Source organism: Amycolatopsis sp. lyj-23 (assembly GCF_046549135.1).
In the GTDB taxonomy this organism is placed as follows: domain Bacteria; phylum Actinomycetota; class Actinomycetes; order Mycobacteriales; family Pseudonocardiaceae; genus Amycolatopsis.
On sequence record NZ_JAJPWN010000009.1, the window covers coordinates 38981 to 61526 of the forward strand.

Genomic DNA, 22546 nt, shown 5'->3' on the forward strand with positions numbered 1-22546 from the left:
CCGGTGCTGATCACCACGGAACGGCTCACGCTGCACGCGTGGTCGGAAGAGTTCTTCGACGACTTGTTCGCGTTGGCCCAGCTCCCGGAGACGGTCCGTTACGTGGGAACGGGCGAGCCGTGGAGCCACGAGTACACACTGGCCAAGCACCGCGCCACGCTTTCCCATTGGGCGGACCACGGGTTCGGCTGGTTCGCGATATCGGCGGCGCCGGGATCGTTCGACGGAGTGGTGTCCCTGGTCAAGCGCACCGCAACGGAGTCGGGCCTGGGCAGACCGGCGCTGGAGATGGGCTGGTGGACAGCACCTCGGGCGTGGGGCCGCGGGTACGCAACAGAAGCAACGACGGCAATCCGCGACCAAGCGTTCGAGTCGGCCTGGACGGACCGTCTCCTGGCGGTGTTCGAACCGGCGAACCAGCCGTCGGTGCGAGTGGTGGAGAAACTCGGATTTTCGTTGCACAGCAAGTTCATTTTGAACGGCCGGGTGGAGCAACGCGCGGTGCTCGAACGCCCCCGCTGAGGGTTGTCCACAGGGCGGTGTGATTGTGTAAAACCCAGCCGTCCAACGGCGATTTCCGGGGTCCTGTCCGACCCCACCGATAGAATGGACTTGGGGACGCCCCCCGGAGAGGGCGGGGGAGTTTCGGGGCCCGGCGATTACCCGGATGCCGATCAACCGAACGGGTTTCGGTCATCCGCGGCCGGCGTCGAACCGGCCGCAGCCTCCCCACCCCCGAGGTCACGCGGAAGCCGGAACCGGGACATCACCCACCCACCGGTGCACCGCCTCCGCCAGCCCCGCATCTCCCGAACCGTTCGTACCCACCCAAGCCGCGTGCCCGTCCGGCCGCAGCAACACCGCCTCGACGTCCGAAGTGGACGGACTCGAGGCCGCGAGCACCTCCACCCCGGCCGACCAGGCAGCGAACGCGCCGGTCAGGTCCACCAGCACCGGCCGCCCGGTGTGCAGCAGTGCCGCCAAATGCGTCTCCGCCCCCGAAACCCGCAGCGGCATGTCCGGAACCAGCCGCCCGAGCCAGGCGTGGCCGCCCGGCTCGTAGCACGCGTCCAAGCCCGTGATGATCTCCGCCAGCGCCCGGTTGCCCGCCGGGTGGGCCGCCACGCGCCGCAGCAGGTCCGCCCATGGCTCCGTCGCTTGCTCCTCCAGTGCCACCTGGGCCCGCGTGTTCGCCAGGATCCGCGAACCCGCCGCGTGCCGCTCGTCGTGGTAGGTGTCCAGGAGGCCCTCCGGGGCCGTTCCCCGGACCGTTGCCGCGAGTTTCCAGCCCAGGTTGAACGCGTCGTCGAGAGCGACGTTCACGCCGTTCGCCGAGGCCGGCGGGTGGATGTGGGCCGCGTCGCCCGCCAGCAGGACCCGGCCTTCGCGGTAGCTCGAGGCCAACCGCGCCGCGTCGCCGAAGCGGCTGAGCCAGCGGGGTGCGCGCAGCTCGACGTGACGGCCGAGCACCGCGTCCACCTGCGCCTGCAACCGCTCCAGCGTGACCGGTGTGTTCTTGTCCGACGGCGGATCGTCCTCCCGGACCACGATCCGGACGTACCCCGGCCGCGGGATCACGAACAGGCTCCGCCCGTCCGGACCCGCCGAAGGACCGTACGGCAGGTCGCACTCGACGTCGCCGAGCAGCGCGTACCAGCGCGCGTCGACGCCCGGGAAGTCGATGCCCGCCTGCTTGCGGACCGTGCTGCGGCCGCCGTCGCAGCCGACGAGGAAGCGCGACCGGATCGTCCGGCCGAAGCGTCCATTGTGGACCACGGTCGTGACGTCGTCCGCGGACTGGGTGAACGAGCGCAGGTCGTGGCCGCGCAGGATCTCGGCGCCGAGCTCGAGCGCCCGCGCCTCCAGGACTTCTTCGACGCGGGTCTGCGGGATGCCCAGCGAGAACGGGTGGTCCGTCGCCGTGCGGTCGAGCAGCAACGGGCCGCGCAAGCCGGTCGCCGGTGCGTGCGGCACCCGGTGCCCCTCGGCCACCAGTCCCTCGGCCAGGCCGCGACGCGCCAGCAGGTCCAGCGCCCGCGCGTTCAGGTTGAAGCCGCGGCAGTACGGCGGCCGCTCCGGCAGGCGTTCGACGACCGTGGTGCGGACGCCGGCCAGCGCGAGTTCCGCGGCGAGCAGCAGGCCGGCCGGACCGGCGCCGGCGACGAGGACATCGGGATCGGACACGGTTTCCCCTCAGAAGTGTTCGGGCCACGGCAGCGAGCCGGAGCGGATTTCGGCGACTGTGCGGCGTGCCCAGTCGAGCTCCGCCTGCCACGCGTGCCGGACGAACTCGACCTCGATCATGAACAGCCGCGGCGCGCCCTGGCCGACGGTTTCGGCCAGCGCCGTGTCCGCGCCTTCGATGCGTTCGGCGAGGTGGCGGGCGCGTTCCTCCAGTGCGTCGGCGGCACGTTCCGGGCCGAGCGCGCCGAGGTAGCTGACCGCCGCGACGAACTTCGGGTACTCCGCGACCGGCTCGCGGACCAGTTCGTCGAGCCAGGCGACGAACTCCTGGCGGCCGAGTTCGGTGTGCGCGTAGACGGTCCGCTCCGGCCGGTTGCCCTCGCGGACCGTCTCGACGGGCTCGATCCAGCGGTGCTTCGCCAGGGACTCCACGGTGTCGTAGAGCGAACCGGGGTTGATCTTGAACGTCGAGCCCTTGTGGCGCTCGCGCAGCGTGGACGCCATTTCGTACGGGTGCATCGGGCGTTCCAGCAGCAGGCCGAGCAGGGCCAGCGCGAGGGTGTTGCGGATCTTGCGTGGCGGCACTAGTCGCTCCCTATTAGTCGGAACCGACTATACGACCTCGGTCAAGTCAGGTTGCCGACGCAGGTGCGCAAGAGTTCCGCCAGGTAGCGCCGCTGGTCGGCCGACAACGTGCCGAGCATTTGCGCTTCGACCTGCGTGATCAGGTCTTCGGCGGCGTCGAGCCGGGCGCGCCCGGTCGGCGTCAATGTGACGGGCCGGGCGCGCCCGGACGGCGCCTGCTCGGCGACGGCAACCAGTCCGGCCGACTGCAGGCCGCCCAGGACGTCCCGCAGCGACTGCCGCGTGACGAAGGTGATCCGCGCGAGTTCCGCCGACGACGCGCCGGGGTGGTCGTCGAGCGCGCGCAGCACGGCGTACTGCGACATCGACAGTTCCAGGGGGCGCAGCCGGTCGGTGCAGGTCTGGTTCAGGGCCTGCTGCGCGCGTTTGATCAGGTAGCCGGGCCGATCCCCGGTCGGGGCGGAACTCATGACAGGAACCTTACGCAACTGCTTCGACCCGAAAGGGTGCTAGAAGCGCGTGTTCTCCCGCCAGTGGTCGAACAGTGTCGCGTCGCCGGACACGGTGAGCCGGGCGTCGTCCGCCGCCAGGCGCCTGTTCAGCGCGAGGAGCAGATCGACGGCGCGCCCCTCGACGACGACGTCGGCTGCCGAGGCAGGTTCCTGACAAACCTCGACCCCCGTCGGCGTCCGCCGGACGAACCAGGCCACTTCGGGTTCGGTGGCGCGGAAGAGCAGCGTCTCGCCGGTGCCCTGCAAGGACGTCCGGTCCAGTGCCGGGTGCTGCCGGCGCGAGAAGACGGCGACGAGGTCCAGGCCTTCGGAAATGCCGTCCGCGGCGAGGTCGGCGTCGACGTCGAACGGCGTGCCCGTCGTGAAGGCGGCGTCCGCGCGGTGGACGACCGTGTCGTGGGTCAGCCGGCGCGTCCAGAACCCGGCGCGCCGATCCGGGGTCCACGTCGACGTCGGCGTTCCGGGGCCGACCTCGGCCACCGCGGCGACGAGCCGCTCCGCGCCGTCGCGCAGCCAGCCGCCGAGGTCCTCGAACGCGGGTGGGTCGTCGACCGTGACGGCCTCGAACGGCACGTAACCCGTGGGCCGGCTCGCGATGATCACGGCGGTCTTGTGGTAGGCGAGTCCGACGTGGCAGGCCAGGTCCCGCAGCGTCCATTCCGGACACGTGGGGACGCGCGCGGCCGGGTCGGCGCCCGCGATCGCCGTCCCGAACCGGTGCGCTTCGGTGACGAGGGCGCCGGCGAGCCGGTCGTGGCTCAAAGACTTCACCTGTCCACGGTAGGCCGTGCGGCGACGGCCGTGGGGTCGTGATCGGCTGCCCCCAAGACGGCCTCCGCGGACCTGGACGGCCGCCGCACCAGAGCTCAAGATCCCTAGAGTGGCGGGATGACTGGGGAACTGAAACGCGCGCGGCTGGGAGTCTCCGTCGTGTTCGCGGTGTGCGGCGCCGCGTTCGCGACGTGGCTGGCCCGGGTGCCCGCGGTGCAGGATCGGCTCGGGCTGAGCACCGGCGAGCTGGCGACCGGGCTGTTCGGCCTCGCCGCCGGGTCGGTGCTCGCGTTGCTGGCCGCGGGCGCGCTGCTCACGCGGATCGGCAGCCGCGCCGCCGTCGTGCTCGGGGCGGTCGTGCTGTGCGCGGGGCTGCCGCTGGTCGCGCTCGCGTGGTCGGCGCCGGTGTTCTTCGCCGCGCTCGTCGTGCTCGGCGTCGGCAACAGCCTGCTCGACGTCGCCATGAACGCCCACGCGGCCCGCGTCGAGGAAGGCTACGGGCGCCCGATCTTCGCCGGCTTCCACGCTTTCTGGAACATCGGCGGCCTCGCGGGCTCAGGCGTCGACGCGCTGATGGAGGCCACGCACGTTCCAGTGTCCGTTCACTTCCCGGTGGCCGGCGCGGTCCTGCTCGCGCTGGCGCTGTGGGCGGCCCGCACCCGGTTCCTCGCCGGCGCCGACCGCGGGCAGGGCGATGCGGCGTTCGCGTGGCCGAGCCGGGTCCTGGTGCCGCTGGGCGTGATCGCCTTCTGCGGGTTCGTCGCCGAAGGCGCGGTCAACAGCTGGAGCGCGGTGTACCTCGCCGACGTCACCGGCGCGACACCCGCGCTCGCCTCGCTCGGCTACTTCGCCTTCTCCGGGACGATGATCGCCGTCCGCCTGGTCGCCGACCGCGTGGTGGCGCGGACGGGCGCGGTCCGGTTCGTCCGCGTGGCGGCCGCGGTCGCGGTGCTCGGCTTCGCCGTGGTCCTCGTGGCGCCGTGGCCGATCGCGGCGGTGTTCGGTTTCGCGGTCGTCGGGCTCGGCGTGGCCGGCATCGTGCCGATCGCGTGGAGCGTGGCGAGCCGGAAGCAGGCGGACGCACCGGGCCGGGCGGTCGCCGCCGTCGCGGCCTGCGGGTATCTGGGCTTCCTGGTGGAACCGGTGCTGGTGGGCGCGCTCGCCACCCGGATCGGCCTGCACTGGGCGTTGTCGTCGGCGGTGGTGGTCACCTTCGGGATCGTCTTCCTCGCGCCGTCGTTGCGGGTTCGGGAACCGGCGGGAAGGTGACGGCGATCAGTGCGTGCCTTGCACGTCGGTGCGGCACGCCTCCAGGAACCGGTCCCCGGCGTCGCTGATCCCGGTGAGGACCTCGTCGAGACTTTCCCGGCGGACCTGCGTCGCCCCGGCGTCCAGCTCGGCGAAGATCGCGTTGACCCCGTTGCGGGCCGCCTTCCACAGCTCCTTGCCGCGTTGCCGCGGCTCGTCGGTGCCGAACAGCGCCACCTGGTTGTGCGCCTTGCGCAGCTCGGAGCGCCGTTCGCGCCAGCGCGCCTCGATCTCCGCCCGGCCCTCCGGCAGCCTCGGGAACTCCGCCCGGACCAGCTGGAACGCCTCTTCGCTCGCCGTCGACAAGCTCGCGTAGGCCTTGACGCGCTCGTCGCGCAGCCAGTTCGCGTGATCGGCCGCCCGCTTCTGCACTTCGGCGCGCTGGGTCGCCTTCAGCTTGCGGCCCTCGACGAAGGTGTTGCTCAGCTGGGTGAGCACGACCCCGCCGAGCGTGGCGCCCACGGTGATCAGCTGCGTTGTGGTCCCCGAATCCATCCGGGAATTATCCCTGCGCCGCTCCAAGCCCAGGCCGTCCACCGCGTCGGCTTCGGCGCAAGGCGGTTGCCGAAAATCGGCCAGGCGTTCGCCGCCTACGCCGTGCCACGCCATCGGGACCGGGACCGGGACCGGGAGCAGGCGATGGCCGGGCGTCCGTCGCCGCCGGAGATCTCCGGCTCACGGCGGACGACCCGGCGCGCCTGGACGCCGTGCCCGGAGTTTTACCGGTGAGGTGCGCCGAACCAGCGGGCCAGCTGCTCGTCGAGGTCTCGTTGGTCGTCACCGGCCCAAGCCACGTGACCGTCGGGCCGCAGCAGGACCGCCGGGACGTCGAGGGCCGCGGCCGGATCCGCGAGGACCTCGACCCGGTCCGGCCGGTCGCCGGCGGTCAGGCTTCCGGTGCGGTCCAGCAGCAGGCCGCGGCCGCGGTGCAGCCGGTCGTAGAGGCGCCCGGACTCGACGTCGATGTCGCGCAGGCGGCGGCCGACCAGGTCGGGGCCCTCGCCGAAGTCGTAGCGGATGTCGATCGCCGTGATCTTGCCAATCAGGTGGCGGTTGACCTCGTCGAAGTCCATCAGTTCGGCGAGCAGCCGGCGGACGGCCTGCGCGCCTGGTTCGGAAGACGACAACGCCATCTGGGCGCGGGTGTTGTCCAGCACGGCCTCGGCGACCGGACGGCGTTCGGCCTGGTAGGTGTCCAGCAGGTCCTCGGGCGCCCAGCCGCGGACCTGGGCGGCCAGCTTCCAGCCGAGGTTGAAGGCGTCCTGGACGCCGAGGTTCAGGCCCTGGCCGCCGGTGGGCGGGTGGATGTGCGCCGCGTCGCCGGCCAGCAGCACCCGCCCGGCCCGGTACCGCTCGGCCAGCCGGGTGGCGTCGCCGAAGCGGGACAGCCAGCGCGGGGAGTGCACGCCGAAGTCGGTTCCGGCGAGCGCCCGGAGCTGTTGCCGGAAATCGTCCAGGGTCGGCGCTGCCGCACGATCGCCGACGTCGGCGGCGGGGACGACGACGCTGTAGACACCCTCGCCGAAGGGCCGCAGCCAGAATCGTTTGTGGGTTTCGCCGACCGCGGCCACCTTGGCCGCGATCTCCGCGGGCGGCGCTTCGGCCGCCATTTCACCCATCAGCGTGTCGGTTCGCGAGGGTTCGCCGGGGAAGCCGATGCCGCTCAGTTTGCGCACCGCGCTGCGCCCGCCGTCGCAGCCGACGAGGTAGCGCGCCCGTACCCGTTCGCCGCCGGCCAGCTCGACGGTCACGCCGTCGTCGTCTTGCTCGAAATCGACCACGGCGCACCCGTGCCGGACCTCGGCACCCAGGTCGATCGCGTGTTCCTCCAGGAGCCGGACGATGACCGGCTGCGGGATGCCCAGCAGGTAGGCGTGCGCCGAGTCGAGACCCGGGGGCGGGGGCTTGGGGATGGCGGCGAAGAACCCGCCGGCCGGACGCTGCCGTCCGTGCCGGAGCAGGCGGTCCAGCAGCCCGCGCATGGCCATCAGCTCCAGGCTGCGGATGTGCAGCCCGACGATGCGGACGAACGACGCGGGCTCGGTGTTTTGCTCCAGGACGAGGACGCGCACGCCGTGCAGCCGCAGTTCGGCGGCCAGCGTCGCGCCGGTCGGGCCGCAGCCGGCGATGACGACGTCGAAGGGGGACGAGTCCATGGTGGTGCCTTTCGGGAGTGCCTCGGGTCGGCGCTCCCGGCGACGCCTACGTCAGTCGCCCGGCCGTGACGGGAGGGGGAGCACCCACATCGATCCAGCGGTCATGGGTCTCACCTCCTCGGGCGTGTCACGGACCTCCGCAAGCTACAAGCCCGTGCGGGCCGGCGTCCACCGCTTTTGCCGTCCGCACGACCACCCACCATCGCCGGGCCCACGGGGAAGAGCCGGGCCTGACCGCCGAGCCCGTGGTCTTTTCGACGCCGAAGCCGCTCAGGCCGTCGGGCGGCCGGCTCCCGCGTAGTCGTCGCCGTCACGGCGGTAGGAGTGGACCTGGACCGCCTGGCCGGTCTGGGGTGCGTCGATCATCTGCTGGTTGCCGATGTAGAGACCGACGTGGTGGATCTTCGTCGTCGGCTCTCCGTAGAAGATCAGGTCGCCCAGCTGCGGATCGGTCACGTGCGGCACGCTCCGGAACTGCGTGTCGGCCGTGCGCATCAGCTTGATCCCCGCGCTGCCGTACGCCGCCGTCGTCAGGCCCGAGCAGTCGAAGCCCGGGTCGTTGCCGCCGGTGCCGTTGCCGCCCCAGATGTAGGGGAGGCCGATCTTGTCGATCGCGAAGTTCACCGCGCTCAGCACGGCCGGGTTCGGCGCCGCCGAGCCCTGGCCGACCGTCCCGTAGACGTTGACCGTGGCCAGCGTCCGGTGCAGGAACAGCGGCGCCGGCTGCAGCGTGGCGACCGCGTTCCACCAGGCCTGGCCCTGCGACAGGTCGTGGCCGTCGGCGCACAGCGCGCGGCCGGTGGTCAACGCGGCGTCGTCGATGTTCTGGACATCGGGCTTCCCGCCGGACGCGCTCTCCTGGTACTTGCCCCAGATCGCCGGCGACAGCTGCATCGGCCCGGCGGCGTTCGGCGTCGAGACGACCTGGTTGTAGAAGTCGCGGACCTCGATCGTGCCGAGCGGCTTGTCCAGGACGCCGGTGGTGCCGAGCTGGCCGCCCCGCGCGCGGCCGTGGTCCGTGGTCACTTTTCCGACCGCGGCCAGCGTGACCCACGAAAGGTGGCAGCCGGGGATGTCCTTGGTCAGTTTCGTCGTCGCCTTCGCGTAGCCGACCATCGCCCGCAGCGGGACGTCGAGCCACTGGCTGGTCTTGGACGCCCAGGCGTCGAACTCGCTCGATTCGGGCACCTTCGGCGGTGCCGAAATCGGCGGTGTCGTCGTGGCCGGCGGCCGGGACGTCGGCGGGTGGGCCGTGGTCGACGACGTGGCCGCGGCGTTCTCGGTCTCCTGCCGGTTCGGCGCGAGCAGGACCCCGGCCACCAGGGCGCCCGCGACGACGACCACCGCCGCGATCACGACCACGGGCTTCCGGCGGCGCGGTGCGGGCGGCTCGGCCGGGACGACCTCGGGCTCCTCGCTCACCGGGCGGCTCCGGTGAGCCGGTCGAGGACGAAACCGCGCAGGCCGTCGAGGTCGGTGTCCAGCGCGACCTCGATCGGGCGGCCGGGGGTGAACTGCGGATCGTCCTCGCCGAGCCGCCGCCGGTCGACCAGGGTCTGGCCGCGCGCCGGGCCGAGGCCGCAGTCGACGTCGACCCGGTAGGTCTCGGTGCGCAGGATGCCCGGCGAGATCGCTTCGGCGACCGCGACTGCGTCGTGCATGACCATCCGGTCCTCGCCGAACACGCGCGTGTAGTGCTGCCGGTAGGTCGACGTCAGTCCTTCGAGGGTGGCGCCGACCGGCCCCGACGCCGCGAGCTTCGCCAGCCACTCGGCGTCGACGGCGCAGCGGTGCGTGAGGTCCAGCGGCACGAGCACGACCGGGACGTCCTCCTCGACCAGCACGCGCCGGGCCGCTTCGGGGTCGCTCCAGATGTTGAATTCGGCGGCCGTCGTGCTGTTGCCGAACGTCACGCCGCCGCCCATGATCACCAGCCGCGCGATCTTCGCCGCCGCGCCCGGGTGGGCCGCGAGCAGGGCGGCGATGTTCGTCAACGGACCGATCGGCGCGATGGTCACCGGTTCGCCGGCGGCCTCGAGCAGGTCGAGCATCAGCCGGACGGCGTCCCGCTCCTCCAGCGGCCGGCTCGCCTCGGGGAGCGTGTAGGAGTGACCCGAGAGGCCGTCGCCGCCGTGGACCTCTTTCGCGTCACGCGGCTTCGAGTAGACCAGCGGCCGCGCCGCCCCGGCGGCCACCGGCACGTCGGTGCGGCCGAAGAGCTCCAGCAGGCGGCGGGCGTTCGACGTCGTGCGGTCGAGCGGGACGTTGCCGAAAACCGACGTCACCCCGAGCAGTTCGACGTCCGGGGACAGCGCCGCCAGCGCGATCGCCAGCGCGTCGTCGACGCCCGGGTCGGTGTCGATGATCAGCTTCGTGCCCATCCAGCTCCCCTTGCCTGCGAACCCGTCCCGCACACAGGTTACGGTCACTCGCATGACGTCGATGTGGGGTGCGCCCGCGCTGTCGCGGGTGCGGGCGTGGCGCCGCGCCCGCCGCGACCCGCGGCAGGCGAAGTTCCTGACCGCCGACTCGCTGCGCTGGGTGCTGCGCAACCGCGCGTACACGCCCTGGTACCTGGTCCGGTACTACCGGCTGCTCAAGTTCCGGCTCGCCAACCCGCACATCATCCTGCGCGGGATGCTCTTCCTGGGGAAGGACGTCGAGATCCACTGCCGCCCGGGCTACGGGCGGCTGGAGATCGGCCGCTGGGTCCACATCGGCGACGGCAACGCCATCCGCTGCCACGAGGGTTCGCTGCGGATCGGCGACAAGTCGGTGTTCGGCCGCCAGAACGTGATCAACTGCTACCTCGACATCGAGCTCGGCGCGGCGACGCTGGTCGCCGACTGGGTGTACATCTGTGACTTCGACCACGTTATTTCGGACATCCACGTCCCGATCAAGGACCAGGGCATCGTGAAGTCCCCGGTCCGGATCGGCCCGGACACGTGGCTCGGCACCAAGGTCAGCGTCCTGAAGGGCACCCGCATCGGCCGCGGCAGCGTGCTCGGGGCGCACGCGGTGGTCCGTGGTGACATTCCGGACTACTCGATCGCGGTCGGCGCGCCGGCCCGTGTGGTGCGCAACCGCGAGGACGACTACGCGGCCGACGCCGCCCGTCGTGAAGCCATCGCGGACATGGCCCGCAAGGCGAACAAGGCCCTGCAGAAGACCCTGGAACAGTAGAACTACTCACGCGGCGTGGCCGGTTTCCACGACATAGTTGCCGCATGGGGGATTACCGCCGGGTCGTCGTGTCCACCCTGCTCGCCGTGGGCGCGGCCGGATGGCTGCTCGTCGTCCCGTACCTGGTGCTGCGGGGCTTGCTGACGAACCTGCCGGGCTCGCACGCGGGCGACGGCTCCCTGACTTGGGCGGCCTGGCTCGGCGCCGGGCTGCCGCTGGGTGGCGTGGTCGTTTCGGCGACCACGCGCCGCCGCGGCTGGACGTGGTTCTTCGGGATCGCCCTCGCCCTGGCCGCCGTCGTCGCGGCACTGGAGTGGGCCGACGACGTCCACCACCGCCCGCCGCCTCCGCCGGGACCGCGGCACTGCGTCGAGCGCAGCGGCGGCGGCAACGAATGCCCGGGCGGCTGACCCGCGTCAGATCCGGGCCCGCAGCTGGTCGCGGACCTCCATCAGCGCGAAGCCGAGCAGGTTCAGCCCACGCCAGTAGTCCGGCTTGGTCGCGTTCTTCTCTTCGCGCGCGAGGCCGCTGCCCCAGACGAGGTCCTTCTTGGACGCCTCGACGAGCACCGCCTCGCCCGTCCCGAGCAGGAACCGGCGCAGATCGCGGTGGGCGCGGAACTTGGCCAGGTTGCCGTCGACGACGATGTCGAACCGGTGGCGCTCCCAGACCGCGGCGTCGAACCCGGCGACCTCGCGGCCGAGCACCTTCGCCGCCTTCGGGTCGGGCGTGGCCCGGATCAGCTCGGCCTTCTCGTGGTCGCCGAACAGCTCGGCCTTGCCGGCCATCATGTAGTGCTCGGCGGTCGGGTACTCGACGCCGTCGACCTCGAACGGGTCGACCCACCACTGGCTCAGGCAGCTCGCCGTCACCCGCCCCGACTTCGAGGGCGTGTGCCCGTAGAACAGCAGGTACTCGGGCTCCGCACCCTCGTGGACTTTTTCGCGCAACGCCTCGACACTGCGGACACCGTCGACCTTCACCATCCGCCTAGTGGACCACGCGCTCAGAGCAGGAAGTGGAACAGGGGGCTGCCCGGCTCGATCCGCTCCACCTGCAGCGGGCTCGCGTCCATCCGGGCCAGCAGCCCGGGCAGGTCGGATGAGCGGGCGATCTCGACGCCGACCAGCGCCGGCCCCAGCTCGCGGTTGGTGCGCTTGACGTACTCGAAGCGGGTGATGTCGTCCTCCGGGCCGAGGACCTGTTCGAGGAACCGCCGCAGCGCGCCGGGCTCCTGCGGGAACCCGACGAGGAAGTAGTGCTTCAGCCCTTCGTGCATCAGCGAACGTTCGAGGATCTCGCTGTAGCGGCTGACGTCGTTGTTGCCGCCGGAGACCAGGCACACGACGGTCTGGCCGGGTTCGACGTCGACGACCGTGCCGAGCGACGCCGCGGCGAGCGCGCCCGCGGGTTCGGCGATGATGCCGTCGGACTGGTACATCGCCAGCATCTCGGTGCACACCGCGCCCTCGGCGACCGCGGTGAGCTCGGCGCCGCTCTCGCGGATCAGCGGGTAGGTGACCGCGCCGGCCTCGCGCACGGCGGCGCCGTCGACGAACGAGTCGAGCGCAGGCAGCCGCACCGGGTGGCCGGCCTCCAGGGCCGCGGCCATGCAGGCCGCGCCCGCCGGCTCGACGCCGACGATCCGGACCTCCGGGTGCCGCTCGCGCAGCCAGCTGCCGACCCCGGCGAGCAGCCCGCCGCCGCCGACGGGCACGACCACGACGTCGGGCACGAAGCCGAGCTGCTCGACCACCTCGCACGCGACCGTGCCCTGGCCGGCGACGGTCCGGACGTCGTCGAACGCGGGCACCAGGGTCGCGCCGGTCCGGTGGGCGTCCTCGTTGGCCGCGGCGAAGGCGTCTTCGTACGTTTCTCCGACAACGATCACTTCGATGTGCGCGCCGCCGAGCGTCGCGATCCGTTCGCGTTTCTGCCGCGGCGTGGTCCCGGGGACGAACACGCGGCCGGTGGCGCCGAGCCGGCGGCACGCGTACGCGACACCCTGGGCGTGGTTGCCGGCGCTGGCGCAGACGACGCCGCGCGCGCGGACGTCCTCGTCGAGCTGGACGATGAAGTTGTAGGCGCCGCGGATCTTGTACGACCGGACGGTCTGCAGGTCCTCGCGCTTCACCCAGACCTGCGCGTCCACCCGGGACGACAGCCGGGCGCTCGGCTCCAGCGGCGTCCGGGTCACCACCCCGGCCAGCCGCTCGGCGGCCTTTTCGATCGTCGCCGCGGTCACCGTGTCGATGTCGTGCACCCCGGTGAATCTACGACTCGCGCGTCCCGGGCACCCGCCCGGGCCTCCGGGCGCAGCAAAGGGTGGCGGCGCGTGGATTTGCGCGAAAACGACCAGGACCCACCCAGGCCCCACGCGGACGTCGAATCGGCCCTGGACCTGCGGGCGGCGCTCAACTCGCCGAAACGCCCCGCCGCCCCGGGCCGACCTCGAACGGGCACGCCGGCTCGGCGGACGCCGTCGGCGCGTGCGGACTACGGCGCTGGTCGCGCCGGCGCCACTGACAACCCCGATGTGGGTGAAGGCGAGCTTCGGCTGGCTGCCGGAGCAGATCAAGGGCATCGATCTGGTTGTCGGTTTACGACTACAGGCTGAAGGCCTGCGTCTCGTTCAACCAGCCGAAGCTCGCCGGCATCACCGCCAAGGAGCTCCTGAGCCGGATCACGGTGCTCGGCCCGGACGAATCGAAGTGGACCACGCACGTGATCGGCTGATCAGCCCTTCGGCACCGCCGGGTAGGGGACGAAGGTGCTGGTGTTCTCGTCGACGGTGAGCTGCTTGCCGATCGTCGGGAAGGCCCGCTGCGAGCACGCCGGGCGTTCGCAGACCTTGCAGCCCATCCCGATCGGCGTCGCGGCGGCCGGCTCGTCGAGGTCGAGGCCGGTCGAGTAGACGAGCCGTCCGGCGTGGCGGAGTTCGCAGCCCAGCCCGACCGTGAACGTCTTGCCCGGGCTGCCGTAGCCGCCGATGTTGCGCGAGACCGTGCGCGCGATCCAGAAGTAGCTCTTGCCGTCGGGGAGGGTGGCGATCTGGGTGAGGATCTTGCCCGGCTGGGTGAACGCCTCGTAGATGTTCCACAGCGGACAGGCCCCGCCGACGCGGGAGAAGTGGAAGCCGGCCGCGGACTGCCGCTTCGACATGTTCCCCGCCCGGTCCACCCGCACGAACGAGAACGGCACCCCGCGCTGCTTCGGGCGTTGCAAAGTGGACAACCGGTGGCACACGGTCTCGAAGCCGACGCCGAAGTGGTCGCACAGCCGCTCGATGTCGTAGCGGAACCGCTCGGCTGTGGCGAGGAACGGTCCGTACGGGAGGATCAGCGCCCCGGCGAAGTAGTTCGCCAGGCCGACGCGGGCGAGCGAGCGGGCGGCCGGTCCGGAGAACGCCCACGAGTCGGCGAGCTCGGTGATGAGGTCGTCGTACTCGAGCAGGGCGATCTGCGACGCCATCCGGAACGCCTGCTGCCCGACCCGCAGGCTCGGCGCCAGCCGCAGCACCCGCGTCACCGGCTCGTAGCGGTGCTGCTGGCCGGCGGCTTCGTCGATGCCTTCGCTGGTCACCTCGACGCCGTAGCGCTGGGAAAGGCGTTCCTTCAGTGCGCTCAGCACCTGCCCGCGCAGCAGCGGGATGTCCGCGGCCATCTTCTCGGCGCGTTCGTCCAGTTCGGCGACATAGTTTTCGCGCTCGTAGAAGAAGTCGCGGACCTCTTCGTGCGGCAGCGGCGCGGCGGCGCTGCCGTGCAGGCCGAGGCCGTTTTCCGTGGTCAGCGCGGCGGTGCTCTCGACGGCGTTGCGGTAGCTGCGGTGCAGCTTGACCAGCGCCTGCGCGATCGCCGGGAGGTTCGTGGCCAGGTCGTTGAGCTCGCTCGTCGTGACGTCGATGCCGAGGACCTCGTCGAGCAGGGCTTCCTTCACGTCGGCGACCAGCCGGGACGTGTCGTTGTTGGCGAAGAACTCGGTGTCGACGCCGAACGCCTGCGTGATCCGCAGCAGCACCGGCACGGTCAGCGGGCGCGAGTTGTGCTCGATCTGGTTGAGGTAACTCGGTGAGATCTCCAGCACACGGGCGAGGTCCGCCTGGCTCATCGAGCGGCTTTCGCGGAGGTGCCGCAGCCGGGCGCCGGCGAAAGTCTTCTCCATCCGTGCCCTCCTTCCCGGAAGGTTTCCGGTCCTGAACGGTTACGTGAACGGTCAAGAACGCGGATTTTCGATCATTGCGAATCAGCCGATTCGCAAGCTTTGCAAAGAGCGTACGTACCCTTCGCACAAATTGGCAACTTGGACAACTGGACCGCGTTTTCGCTGGCGTGTCAGGGTCATGGCAAGCAAGGCGAGCAATCGCAAACTTCGCAACACCGGGAGTACCGATGACGGAACAGGCCAAGCAGGCGGCCGCGGAGCTGGCGGCGCAGTGGGCGAACGACCCCCGCTGGGCGGGCGTGCAGCGCTCCTACTCGGCCGAAGACGTGATCAAGCTGCGCGGCAGCGTGGTCGAGGAGCACACCCTGGCCCGCCGCGGCGCGGAGAAGCTGTGGGACCTGCTGCACACCGAGGACTACATCCACGCGCTCGGCGCGCTCACCGGCAACCAGGCCGTCCAGCAGGTCCGCGCGGGCCTGCAGGCCATCTACCTGTCCGGCTGGCAGGTCGCGGCCGACGCCAACCTGTCCGGCCAGACCTACCCGGACCAGAGCCTCTACCCGGCCAACTCGGTGCCGGCCGTGGTGCGCCGCATCAACAACGCGCTGGGCCGCGCGGACCAGATCAACTGGGCCGAGGGCAACACCGACATCGACTGGTACGCGCCGATCGTCGCCGACGCCGAGGCCGGCTTCGGTGGCCCGCTCAACGCGTTCGAGCTGATGAAGGGCATGATCGCCGCCGGCGCCGCGGGCGTGCACTGGGAGGACCAGCTCGCGTCCGAGAAGAAGTGCGGTCACCTCGGCGGCAAGGTGCTCATCCCGACCAAGCAGCACGAGCGCACGCTGAACGCCGCGCGCCTCGCGTCCGACGTGCTGAACGTGCCGACCCTGGTCGTCGCCCGCACCGACGCCCAGGCCGCGACGCTGCTGACCAGCGACGTCGACGAGCGCGACCAGCAGTTCCTCACCGGCGGCCGCACCGCCGAGGGCTTCTACGAGGTCCGCAACGGCATCGAGCCGTGCATCGAGCGCGGCCTGGCGTACGCCCAGTACGCCGACCTGCTCTGGATGGAGACCTCCGAGCCGGACCTCGAGGTGGCGCGCAAGTACGCCGAGGCGATCAAGGCGAAGTTCCCGGACCAGATGCTGGCCTACAACTGCTCGCCGTCGTTCAACTGGAAGAAGCACCTGGACGACGCCACGATCGCGAAGTTCCAGCGCGAGCTCGGCCACATGGGCTACAAGTTCCAGTTCATCACGCTGGCCGGCTTCCACGCGCTGAACTACTCGATGTTCGACCTGGCGCACGGCTACGCCCGCGAGGGCATGACCGCCTACGTCGACCTGCAGGAGCGCGAGTTCGCTTCGGAGAGCCGCGGCTACACCGCCACCAAGCACCAGCGCGAGGTCGGCACCGGCTACTTCGACAACGTCGCGACGGCGCTGAACCCGGAGAGCTCGACCACCGCGCTCAAGGGCTCCACCGAAGAAGCCCAGTTCCACTGATCCCGGTCGCGGCCCGGCGGCGGCAACCCCCTCCGCCGCCGGGCCGCGTCCTGCCCCTTCTTCCCTGCTCAGCTCGTGGAGGCACCCCATGGTTGATCGGCTGAACTACCGCATCGAGGTCACCGGGCCGGTCGAGGGCCGGTTCGCGGAAATCCTGACCCCCGCGGCACTCGACTTCCTGGCCAAGCTGGACAACACGTTCGCCGGACGCCGGCGCGAGCTGCTCGACGCCCGCCGCACGCGGCGCGAGGAACTGCAGTCCGGGGAGAAACCGCTCGGCTTCCTGCCCGAGACCCGCCGGATCCGCGACGACGAGTCGTGGCAGGTCGCCCCGACCGCGCCGGGCCTGGAGGACCGCCGCGTCGAGATCACCGGCCCGACCGACCGCAAGATGACGGTCAACGCCCTGAACTCCGGCGCCAAGGTCTGGCTGGCGGACTTCGAGGACGCGACGTCGCCGACGTGGCACAACGTCATCGACGGCCAGCTGAACCTCTACGACGCCATCCGCCGCAACATCGACTTCACGACGGAAGCCGGCAAGCGGTACACGATCGGCGACGACCCGGCGACGATCGTCGCGCGCCCGCGCGGCTGGCACCTGGTGGAGAAGCACATCCGCATCGACGGCCGCCCGGTGTCGGCGAGCCTGGTCGACTTCGGCCTGTACTTCTTCCACAACGCGCGCCAGCTGCTCGCCCGCGGCGTCGGCCCCTACTTCTACCTGCCGAAGCTGGAAAACCACCTCGAAGCGCGCCTGTGGAACGACGTCTTCCTGCTGGCGCAGCGCGAGCTCGGCATCCCGCGCGGAACGATCCGCGCCACCGTGCTGATCGAGACGATCACCGCCGCGTTCGAGATGGACGAAATCCTCTACGAGCTGCGTGAGCACGCCGCGGGTCTCAACGCCGGCCGCTGGGACTACATCTTCAGCCTTATCAAGAACTTCGCCGCGCACGGCGCCGACTTCGTGCTGCCGGACCGCGCGCAGGTCACCATGACCGTGCCGTTCATGCGCGCCTACACCGAACTGCTGGTGCGCACCTGCCACCGGCGCCACGCCCACGCCATCGGCGGCATGGCCGCGTTCATCCCGAGCAAGGACCCGGAGATCAACGCGACGGCGATCGAGAAGGTCCGCGCGGACAAGGAACGCGAGGCCGGCGACGGGTTCGACGGCTCCTGGGTCGCGCACCCGGGCCTGGTCCCGGTCTGCCGCGAGATCTTCGACGGCGTCCTCGGCGGCTGGCCCAACCAGCTCGGCAAGCTGCGTGAGGACGTCCACGTCACCGCCGAGGACCTGCTGGACGTGGCCAGCGCCGGCGGCGAGGTCACCGAGGCGGGCGTGCGCGCGAACATCAACGTCGCGCTGCGGTACGTCGACGCCTGGCTGCGCGGCACCGGCGCGGCGGCGATCCACAACCTCATGGAAGACGCGGCCACCGCGGAGATCGCGCGTTGCCAGGTCTGGCAGTGGATCCGCAACGGCACGAAGCTCGAAGACGGCACGGCGCTGACCCGCGAGCTGGCGGTCGAATTCCTGGACGACGAACTGGCCTCGGTGCGGGCGGACCTCGGCGACGGCCACCGCCTCGACGACGCCCGCGAGATCTTCACCGAAACCGCGCTGGGGGAGAAGCTGCCGAGCTTCCTCACCACGGGTGCCTACGCGCGGTACCTCACGGACGCCCGGTAGCAGGGCTCTGTTCGATGCGCTCTCGGCGCTAGAGAGTGCTTCGGGCATCCGGTCGCCCCTACCTGACGAGGGGCGACCGGGTTCCACACTGTTGGGATGGTGTGGGTCCGGACCGGTCCGGTGACGGCGGCTCCCCGTCACCGGACCGGTTCACGTCTTTTCACAGCAGGAAGATCCGCCGCGTCACGACGTCCGCGGGTGGTTCGCAGCAGGTGAACCCGGTGATGCCCGGGAGCGCGGCGGTGGTGGCGGACACGGTGAGCAGCCACCGGATCGTCCGGACGGCATAGGCCGCGACCAGCAGCGCCATGGCCCCGAGGAGGATCGCGGCGAGCCAGCGCTGGTCGCGGATGGCGCCGATCCCGCCGTACTGCAGGACGAAGAAGACCGAGCCGAGCGACGAAAAGACCGACCACAGCGTCAGGAACGCGGCGGCGAGCAGGCCGCCCGGACTGCCGTTGAGCGTGGCCGCTCCTGTCTTGTCCCTCGTGGTGCGTTGGCCGACGGTGTAGGCGATCGGGGCGCAGGCGGCGATGGCGACGTACAGCGCCGACGCGACCGCGAAGGCCGCCGACGCTCCGGGCGCGATCGCGGTGTCGAGCTTGCCGGAGAAGGCCGCGAGCAGGGCGGCGAAGGCGGCGGTCAACGCCGTCAGGTTGCTGGCCCAGCTGTCGGTGAACTTCCACTGGGCGCCGCCGGGCAGCTCGACACCCCGCCGCCGGAACGTCAGCAGAGCGAGGTCGGCGGTCACGACGACGGCCGCGATGAGCCCGGCGCGCAGCCCGTGGCCGAAAACGCGCCAATCGGCGACGACCTGGTCGGTGGCCGCCGCGACGAAGATTTCCATGGAACCGGCACCTCCGCGTCGTCGCTGCTGGTGGCCGGTAGTCGGCGGCCGGTGGCTGCTCGTTACGCGGAGTCGTCCCTCATTCGAGTGCTTTGAGCAGGACCTTCGCGGCTTCGCGGGCCGTGTCGGCTTCGCGGGGGTTACCGGTGATGGCGGCGAGCACGGTCGCGCCCTCCACAAGCGTGAACAGCTGGTCGGCGAGGCCCTGGTCCGGCACGAGACCGCGCAAGTAGGCGCGGACCTCGTCCTTGTGCCGTCGGATCGCGGCGGCGATGCCGGGAGCGGGTTCGCCGAACTCGCCGAAGGAGTTGATGAACGCGCAACCGCGGAAGCCCGGCTCGGCGAACCAGTTCTCCAGCCAGTCGAAGACGGCCAGTGGGTCGTCGCCGCGGGCGTGGGCGAAATCGCGCAACGAGCCGCGCCAGCGTTCGTCGCGGTGGAGGAGGTACGCCTCGACGAGGTCGTTCTTCGCCGGGAAGCACTGGTAGAGCCGCTTGAGCGAGACGCCGGAGCGTTCGCGGACGGCGTCCATCCCGACCGCCTGCACGCCGTGGGCGTAGAAGAGGTCCTCGGCGGCCGCCAGCAGCCGGTCGGTCGCCTCCGCGGAATCCATGTCACCTGCCCCTGGCGCTGAGAATGATCGTTCTCTAGTCTAGCGGGAGCAGTGGAGAACGCACGTTCTCTACGCTCGGAAGGAGCCGCCATGACCCCGCGCCCGCCGTTCCCGCCGTTCGACGAGGACACCGCCCGCCAGAAGGTCCAGGCCGCCGAAGACGCGTGGAACACCCGCGACCCCGAGCGCGTCTCGCTCGCGTACACCGAGGACTCGGTCTGGCGCAATCGCGACCAATACCTCGTCGGACGCGCTCGGATCGTCGAGTTCCTCACCGCAAAATGGGCGCGCGAGCTGGACTACGCGCTGCGAAAGGAGCTGTGGGGTTTTCGCGGCAACCGCATCGGCGTGCGGTTCCAGTACGAGTCCCGGACCGCCGAGGGCCAGTGGTTCCGCAGCTACGGCAACGAGCTCTGGGAGTTCAGCGACGAGGGCCTGATGCGCCGGCGCGAAGCGAGCATCAACGACGTGCCGATCGCCGAAGCCGACCGCCGCATCTTCGGTCCGCGGCCGGAGTCCGAGCACGGCGTCCTGCTGCCGGTGTTCTGAGGTCCGCTCTCCGCGGAACGACGTCCGGCCGGCCGGGGGCGTGGGCATGCTCGCGACATGACGACCTCGGGGTTCGGCGGCGAAGTGAGCGAGTACTACCAGCGGTTCCGCCGCGGCTACCCGCCCGAGGTGGCGGACGGGCTGGCGACCGCGTTCTCGCTGACCCGCGACGACGTGGTCCTCGACCTCGGCTGCGGCACCGGTCAGCTCACCCGGGCCCTGGCGCCCCGCGTCGGGGCGGTGCTGGGCATGGACCCGGAGCCGGCGATGCTCGCGCAGGCCCGGTTGGCGACGCGAGAGCCGAATGTCAGCTGGCTGCTCGGCGCGGACTCCGACGTCGGCGCGCTGACCGCCGCCTTCGGAGCGGGGCGCCTGGCCGCGGTGACGGTGGCGCAGGCGCTGCACTGGATGGACCACGAACGGCTGTTCGCGGCGGTCCGCCCGCTGCTGCGTCCCGGCGGCGGGGTTGCGGTGGTGACCAACGGCGAGCCGCTGTGGCTCCAGGACACGGCGTGGTCGGCCGCGCTGCGGGAGCTCCTGTCCGCCTACCTCGGCACCCCGGTGCACCGGACTTGCGGCACGGACGACGCGAGCCAGCAGCGGTACGCGCAGGCCCTCGCGGCCGCCGGGTACACCGTGACCTCGGCGGACGTCGAGTACTCCGCGCCGCTGAGCGTCGGCGAATTGGCCGGTGGCGTTTTTTCGGCCATGAGCCCCGAGCAGCTGCCCGGCCCCGACGCGCGTCCGGCGTTCACCGAGCGCATCCGGGCGGCGGTCGCTCCGCACGGGCCACTGCGGGAACGCGTCCGGGTTCGGTGGCTGACCGGGACGCGGTGAACCGGACGAACCGATCACGGAAGGCGAATACGTATCGGCCCCTGCTGTTCCGCTTATTGTTTCCGCGGAAGGCGGCGCGGATGCTCGCTGCGAGGCGCCGATCGCGCCGCCGTTCCCCGAGGAGTCCCCATGACCAGCAGGTTCCGCGCTGCCGTCGTAGCGTTGTTCGTCGTCTTTTCGTTCGCGTCCGCCGTGGGCGGATCGGTGACCACGACCGTCTCGGCCGCCCCGGACTGTTTCCGGCCCTGCCGGTTCTGACCGGGCGGCTACCTAGACTTCAGGGATCTCGGCCGGAACCGGTTCGAACGCGTTGCCGGTGGCGATCTTCGGCCGCGGCAGCTCGACCGGCTCACCCGGCTTCGCCCGCCGGTAGACGTCGGCGGTCGCTTCGGCGATCCGGCCCCAGTCGAAGTCCGCGGCCAGCCGGGACTGCGCGGCCCGCGCCCGCTCGGCGGCGGCCTCGGCGTCGGAAAGGACCGTGGTCACCGCGGCGGCCAGCGCGGCGACGTCCCCGGGGTTGAACGCCAGCCCGGTCTCGCCGTCGACGACGACCTCGCCGAGCCCGCCGGCCGTCGACGCCACCAGGGGTGCCTTCGCGGCCGCGGCCTCCAGCGCGACGATGCCGAACGGCTCGTACCGGCTGGGCAGCACGACGGCGTCGGCCGCGGCGAGCGCGGCGCGGAGGTCGCGGTCGGAGAGGTGCCCGACGAAGTCGACCGCGCGCCGCACCCGCAGCTTCCGCGCCTGTTCGACCAGCTCGTCGAAGTGTCGTCCTTTTCCGGCAACGACCACGCGGGTGCCCGGGTGGCGGCGCCGGATGCGGGGGAGCGCGGCCAGCAGGTCCTGCACGCCCTTCTCCCACTCGAGTCGTCCGAAAAAGAGCAACAGCGGCGCACCGGCCGGGCTGTAGACCTCGCGGGCGCGCGCGATCTCGTCCGCGGGCACCTGCCAGCCGCGTTCCTCGATGCCGTTGTGGATGACCGTGACGTCGGCCGCCTCGACCTCGAAGAGGTGCGCGACCTCGCGGCGCATCGCCTGCGAGCAGGTGATCAGCGCGTCGGCGCGGTTCGCCAGCCACCACTCGACGGAGTGAACCTGCTGGTTCAGCGGGTGCGAAAGCCAGCCGGAGTGCCGGCCGGCCTCGGTGGCGTGGATCGTGCCGACCAGCGGAACGCGCGCGGCCTCGGCGATCGCGATGGCCGGGTGGGCGACCAGCCAGTCGTGCGCGTGGACGACGTCGGGCTGCCAAGTCCGCAGCAGGTCCTGCGCGGCGCGGATCATGGCGTGCCCCATGGCCAGCGTCCAGGCGACGAGATCGCGTTCGAACGTCACGTGCATCGGGTCCTCGGCGACCCGGATGACGCGCACGCCCTCGACGACGCGGTCGGTGCGCGGGTGCGTCCCGGCGTCGGTGCCCGCGGCGTGCCTGCAGAGGACGACGACCTCGTGGCCCTGGCGGGCGAGGTGGGTGGCGAGCGCGTGGACGTGCCGGGCCAGGCCCCCGATGGCCACGGGCGGGTACTCCCAGGACAGCATCAGCACTCGCATGGGCAGAGGTTACTCGCGAGTCAGAACAGCTCGACGCGCCCGTGCTGGCGAAGTGTTCACATGTGATTCCGATCACTGGCGGCCC

At 71.4% G+C, this 22546-nt stretch carries 24 protein-coding genes; 10 read left to right on the forward strand and 14 right to left on the reverse strand.

Annotated features, from left to right (window positions below):
- Nucleotides 1–3 precede the first annotated feature (3 nt).
- The gene (locus ACLJPY_RS22840; RefSeq protein ID WP_410591321.1) at nt 4–522 is read left to right on the forward strand and encodes a GNAT family N-acetyltransferase; all 519 of its coding nucleotides are present in this window, start codon (nt 4–6) and stop codon (nt 520–522) included.
- 219 nt (nt 523–741) lie between these two features.
- Here the strand turns inward: ACLJPY_RS22840 and ACLJPY_RS22845 are convergent, their stop codons facing one another.
- From ACLJPY_RS22845 to ACLJPY_RS22860, 4 genes are read right to left on the reverse strand one after another with little or no spacing between them, the layout of a single operon-like run.
- Complete coding sequence (locus ACLJPY_RS22845) at nt 742–2184, reverse strand: FAD-dependent monooxygenase (RefSeq protein ID WP_410591322.1); 1443 nt, start codon at nt 2182–2184, stop codon at nt 742–744.
- Between the two features lie 9 nt (nt 2185–2193).
- On the reverse strand, nt 2194–2769 hold the full coding sequence (locus tag ACLJPY_RS22850; protein WP_410591323.1) for a PadR family transcriptional regulator: 576 nt from the start codon (nt 2767–2769) through the stop codon (nt 2194–2196).
- A gap of 41 nt (nt 2770–2810) precedes the next feature.
- Complete coding sequence (locus ACLJPY_RS22855; protein ID WP_410591324.1) at nt 2811–3239, reverse strand: MarR family winged helix-turn-helix transcriptional regulator; 429 nt, start codon at nt 3237–3239, stop codon at nt 2811–2813.
- Nucleotides 3240–3278: 39 nt separating this feature from the next.
- Nucleotides 3279–4052, reverse strand: coding sequence for a maleylpyruvate isomerase family mycothiol-dependent enzyme (locus ACLJPY_RS22860; RefSeq protein WP_410591325.1), 774 nt, complete (start codon nt 4050–4052; stop codon nt 3279–3281).
- A gap of 117 nt (nt 4053–4169) precedes the next feature.
- Here ACLJPY_RS22860 and ACLJPY_RS22865 point away from each other — a divergent pair, with 117 nt between their 5' ends.
- Nucleotides 4170–5321, forward strand: a complete 1152-nt coding sequence (locus tag ACLJPY_RS22865; protein WP_410591326.1) for an MFS transporter — start codon at nt 4170–4172, stop codon at nt 5319–5321.
- 6 nt (nt 5322–5327) lie between these two features.
- Here ACLJPY_RS22865 and ACLJPY_RS22870 read toward each other — a convergent pair whose 3' ends face one another.
- The 4 genes from ACLJPY_RS22870 to ACLJPY_RS22885 form a co-directional block, all read right to left on the reverse strand.
- The gene (locus ACLJPY_RS22870; RefSeq protein ID WP_410591328.1) at nt 5328–5855 is read right to left on the reverse strand and encodes a hypothetical protein; all 528 of its coding nucleotides are present in this window, start codon (nt 5853–5855) and stop codon (nt 5328–5330) included.
- Between the two features lie 224 nt (nt 5856–6079).
- Nucleotides 6080–7516: an FAD-dependent monooxygenase gene (locus ACLJPY_RS22875; RefSeq protein ID WP_410591329.1), complete on the reverse strand. Its 1437-nt coding sequence runs from the start codon at nt 7514–7516 to the stop codon at nt 6080–6082.
- A 270-nt stretch (nt 7517–7786) separates the two neighbouring features.
- Nucleotides 7787–8878 carry an NlpC/P60 family protein gene (locus ACLJPY_RS22880; RefSeq protein WP_410591841.1) on the reverse strand — a complete coding sequence of 364 codons (1092 nt, stop codon included), beginning with the start codon at nt 8876–8878 and terminating at the stop codon, nt 7787–7789.
- Between the two features lie 56 nt (nt 8879–8934).
- Entirely contained in the window at nt 8935–9897 is a 963-nt protein-coding gene (locus tag ACLJPY_RS22885) for a nucleoside hydrolase (RefSeq protein WP_410591331.1), read from the reverse strand.
- A 52-nt stretch (nt 9898–9949) separates the two neighbouring features.
- On the opposite strand from ACLJPY_RS22885, the gene ACLJPY_RS22890 reads away from it, so the two are divergent.
- Nucleotides 9950–10702 carry an acyltransferase gene (locus ACLJPY_RS22890; protein ID WP_410591332.1) on the forward strand — a complete coding sequence of 251 codons (753 nt, stop codon included), beginning with the start codon at nt 9950–9952 and terminating at the stop codon, nt 10700–10702.
- Nucleotides 10703–10746: 44 nt separating this feature from the next.
- Entirely contained in the window at nt 10747–11112 is a 366-nt protein-coding gene (locus tag ACLJPY_RS22895; RefSeq protein WP_410591333.1) for a hypothetical protein, read from the forward strand.
- Nucleotides 11113–11118: 6 nt separating this feature from the next.
- On the opposite strand, the gene ACLJPY_RS22900 is transcribed toward ACLJPY_RS22895, so the two are convergent.
- Complete coding sequence (locus ACLJPY_RS22900) at nt 11119–11688, reverse strand: NADAR family protein (protein ID WP_410591335.1); 570 nt, start codon at nt 11686–11688, stop codon at nt 11119–11121.
- 20 nt (nt 11689–11708) lie between these two features.
- A complete protein-coding gene (gene ilvA / locus ACLJPY_RS22905; protein WP_410591336.1) occupies nt 11709–12965 on the reverse strand; it encodes a threonine ammonia-lyase IlvA in 1257 nt (418 codons plus the stop codon).
- Between the two features lie 329 nt (nt 12966–13294).
- On the opposite strand from ilvA, the gene ACLJPY_RS22910 reads away from it, so the two are divergent.
- Nucleotides 13295–13438, forward strand: a complete 144-nt coding sequence (locus ACLJPY_RS22910) for a hypothetical protein (RefSeq protein WP_410591337.1) — start codon at nt 13295–13297, stop codon at nt 13436–13438.
- Here the strand turns inward: ACLJPY_RS22910 and ACLJPY_RS22915 are convergent, their stop codons facing one another.
- The gene (locus tag ACLJPY_RS22915) at nt 13439–14863 is read right to left on the reverse strand and encodes a short-chain fatty acyl-CoA regulator family protein (protein WP_410591338.1); all 1425 of its coding nucleotides are present in this window, start codon (nt 14861–14863) and stop codon (nt 13439–13441) included. It abuts the gene before it with no gap.
- A 227-nt stretch (nt 14864–15090) separates the two neighbouring features.
- Between ACLJPY_RS22915 and aceA the strand changes: the two genes are divergently transcribed.
- Both aceA and aceB read left to right on the forward strand, forming a co-directional pair.
- A complete protein-coding gene (aceA, locus tag ACLJPY_RS22920; protein WP_410591340.1) occupies nt 15091–16371 on the forward strand; it encodes an isocitrate lyase in 1281 nt (426 codons plus the stop codon).
- A gap of 88 nt (nt 16372–16459) precedes the next feature.
- Nucleotides 16460–18067 carry a malate synthase A gene (aceB, locus tag ACLJPY_RS22925; RefSeq protein ID WP_410591341.1) on the forward strand — a complete coding sequence of 536 codons (1608 nt, stop codon included), beginning with the start codon at nt 16460–16462 and terminating at the stop codon, nt 18065–18067.
- Between the two features lie 160 nt (nt 18068–18227).
- On the opposite strand, the gene ACLJPY_RS22930 is transcribed toward aceB, so the two are convergent.
- Together ACLJPY_RS22930 and ACLJPY_RS22935 are read right to left on the reverse strand one after the other, a co-directional pair.
- On the reverse strand, nt 18228–18914 hold the full coding sequence (locus ACLJPY_RS22930) for a hypothetical protein (protein ID WP_410591343.1): 687 nt from the start codon (nt 18912–18914) through the stop codon (nt 18228–18230).
- 79 nt (nt 18915–18993) lie between these two features.
- Complete coding sequence (locus ACLJPY_RS22935) at nt 18994–19527, reverse strand: TetR/AcrR family transcriptional regulator (RefSeq protein WP_410591344.1); 534 nt, start codon at nt 19525–19527, stop codon at nt 18994–18996.
- A gap of 90 nt (nt 19528–19617) precedes the next feature.
- On the opposite strand from ACLJPY_RS22935, the gene ACLJPY_RS22940 reads away from it, so the two are divergent.
- The 3 genes from ACLJPY_RS22940 (at nt 19618) to ACLJPY_RS22950 (ending at nt 21171) form a co-directional block, all read left to right on the forward strand.
- Nucleotides 19618–20076, forward strand: a complete 459-nt coding sequence (locus ACLJPY_RS22940; protein WP_410591346.1) for a nuclear transport factor 2 family protein — start codon at nt 19618–19620, stop codon at nt 20074–20076.
- A gap of 57 nt (nt 20077–20133) precedes the next feature.
- Nucleotides 20134–20913 (forward strand): class I SAM-dependent methyltransferase, encoded by a 780-nt coding sequence (locus ACLJPY_RS22945; protein WP_410591347.1) that lies wholly within the window; start codon nt 20134–20136, stop codon nt 20911–20913.
- 129 nt (nt 20914–21042) lie between these two features.
- Nucleotides 21043–21171: a hypothetical protein gene (locus ACLJPY_RS22950; protein ID WP_410591348.1), complete on the forward strand. Its 129-nt coding sequence runs from the start codon at nt 21043–21045 to the stop codon at nt 21169–21171.
- Between the two features lie 12 nt (nt 21172–21183).
- On the opposite strand, the gene ACLJPY_RS22955 is transcribed toward ACLJPY_RS22950, so the two are convergent.
- A complete protein-coding gene (locus ACLJPY_RS22955) occupies nt 21184–22461 on the reverse strand; it encodes a glycosyltransferase family 4 protein (RefSeq protein WP_410591349.1) in 1278 nt (425 codons plus the stop codon).
- Nucleotides 22462–22546: the final 85 nt, after the last annotated feature.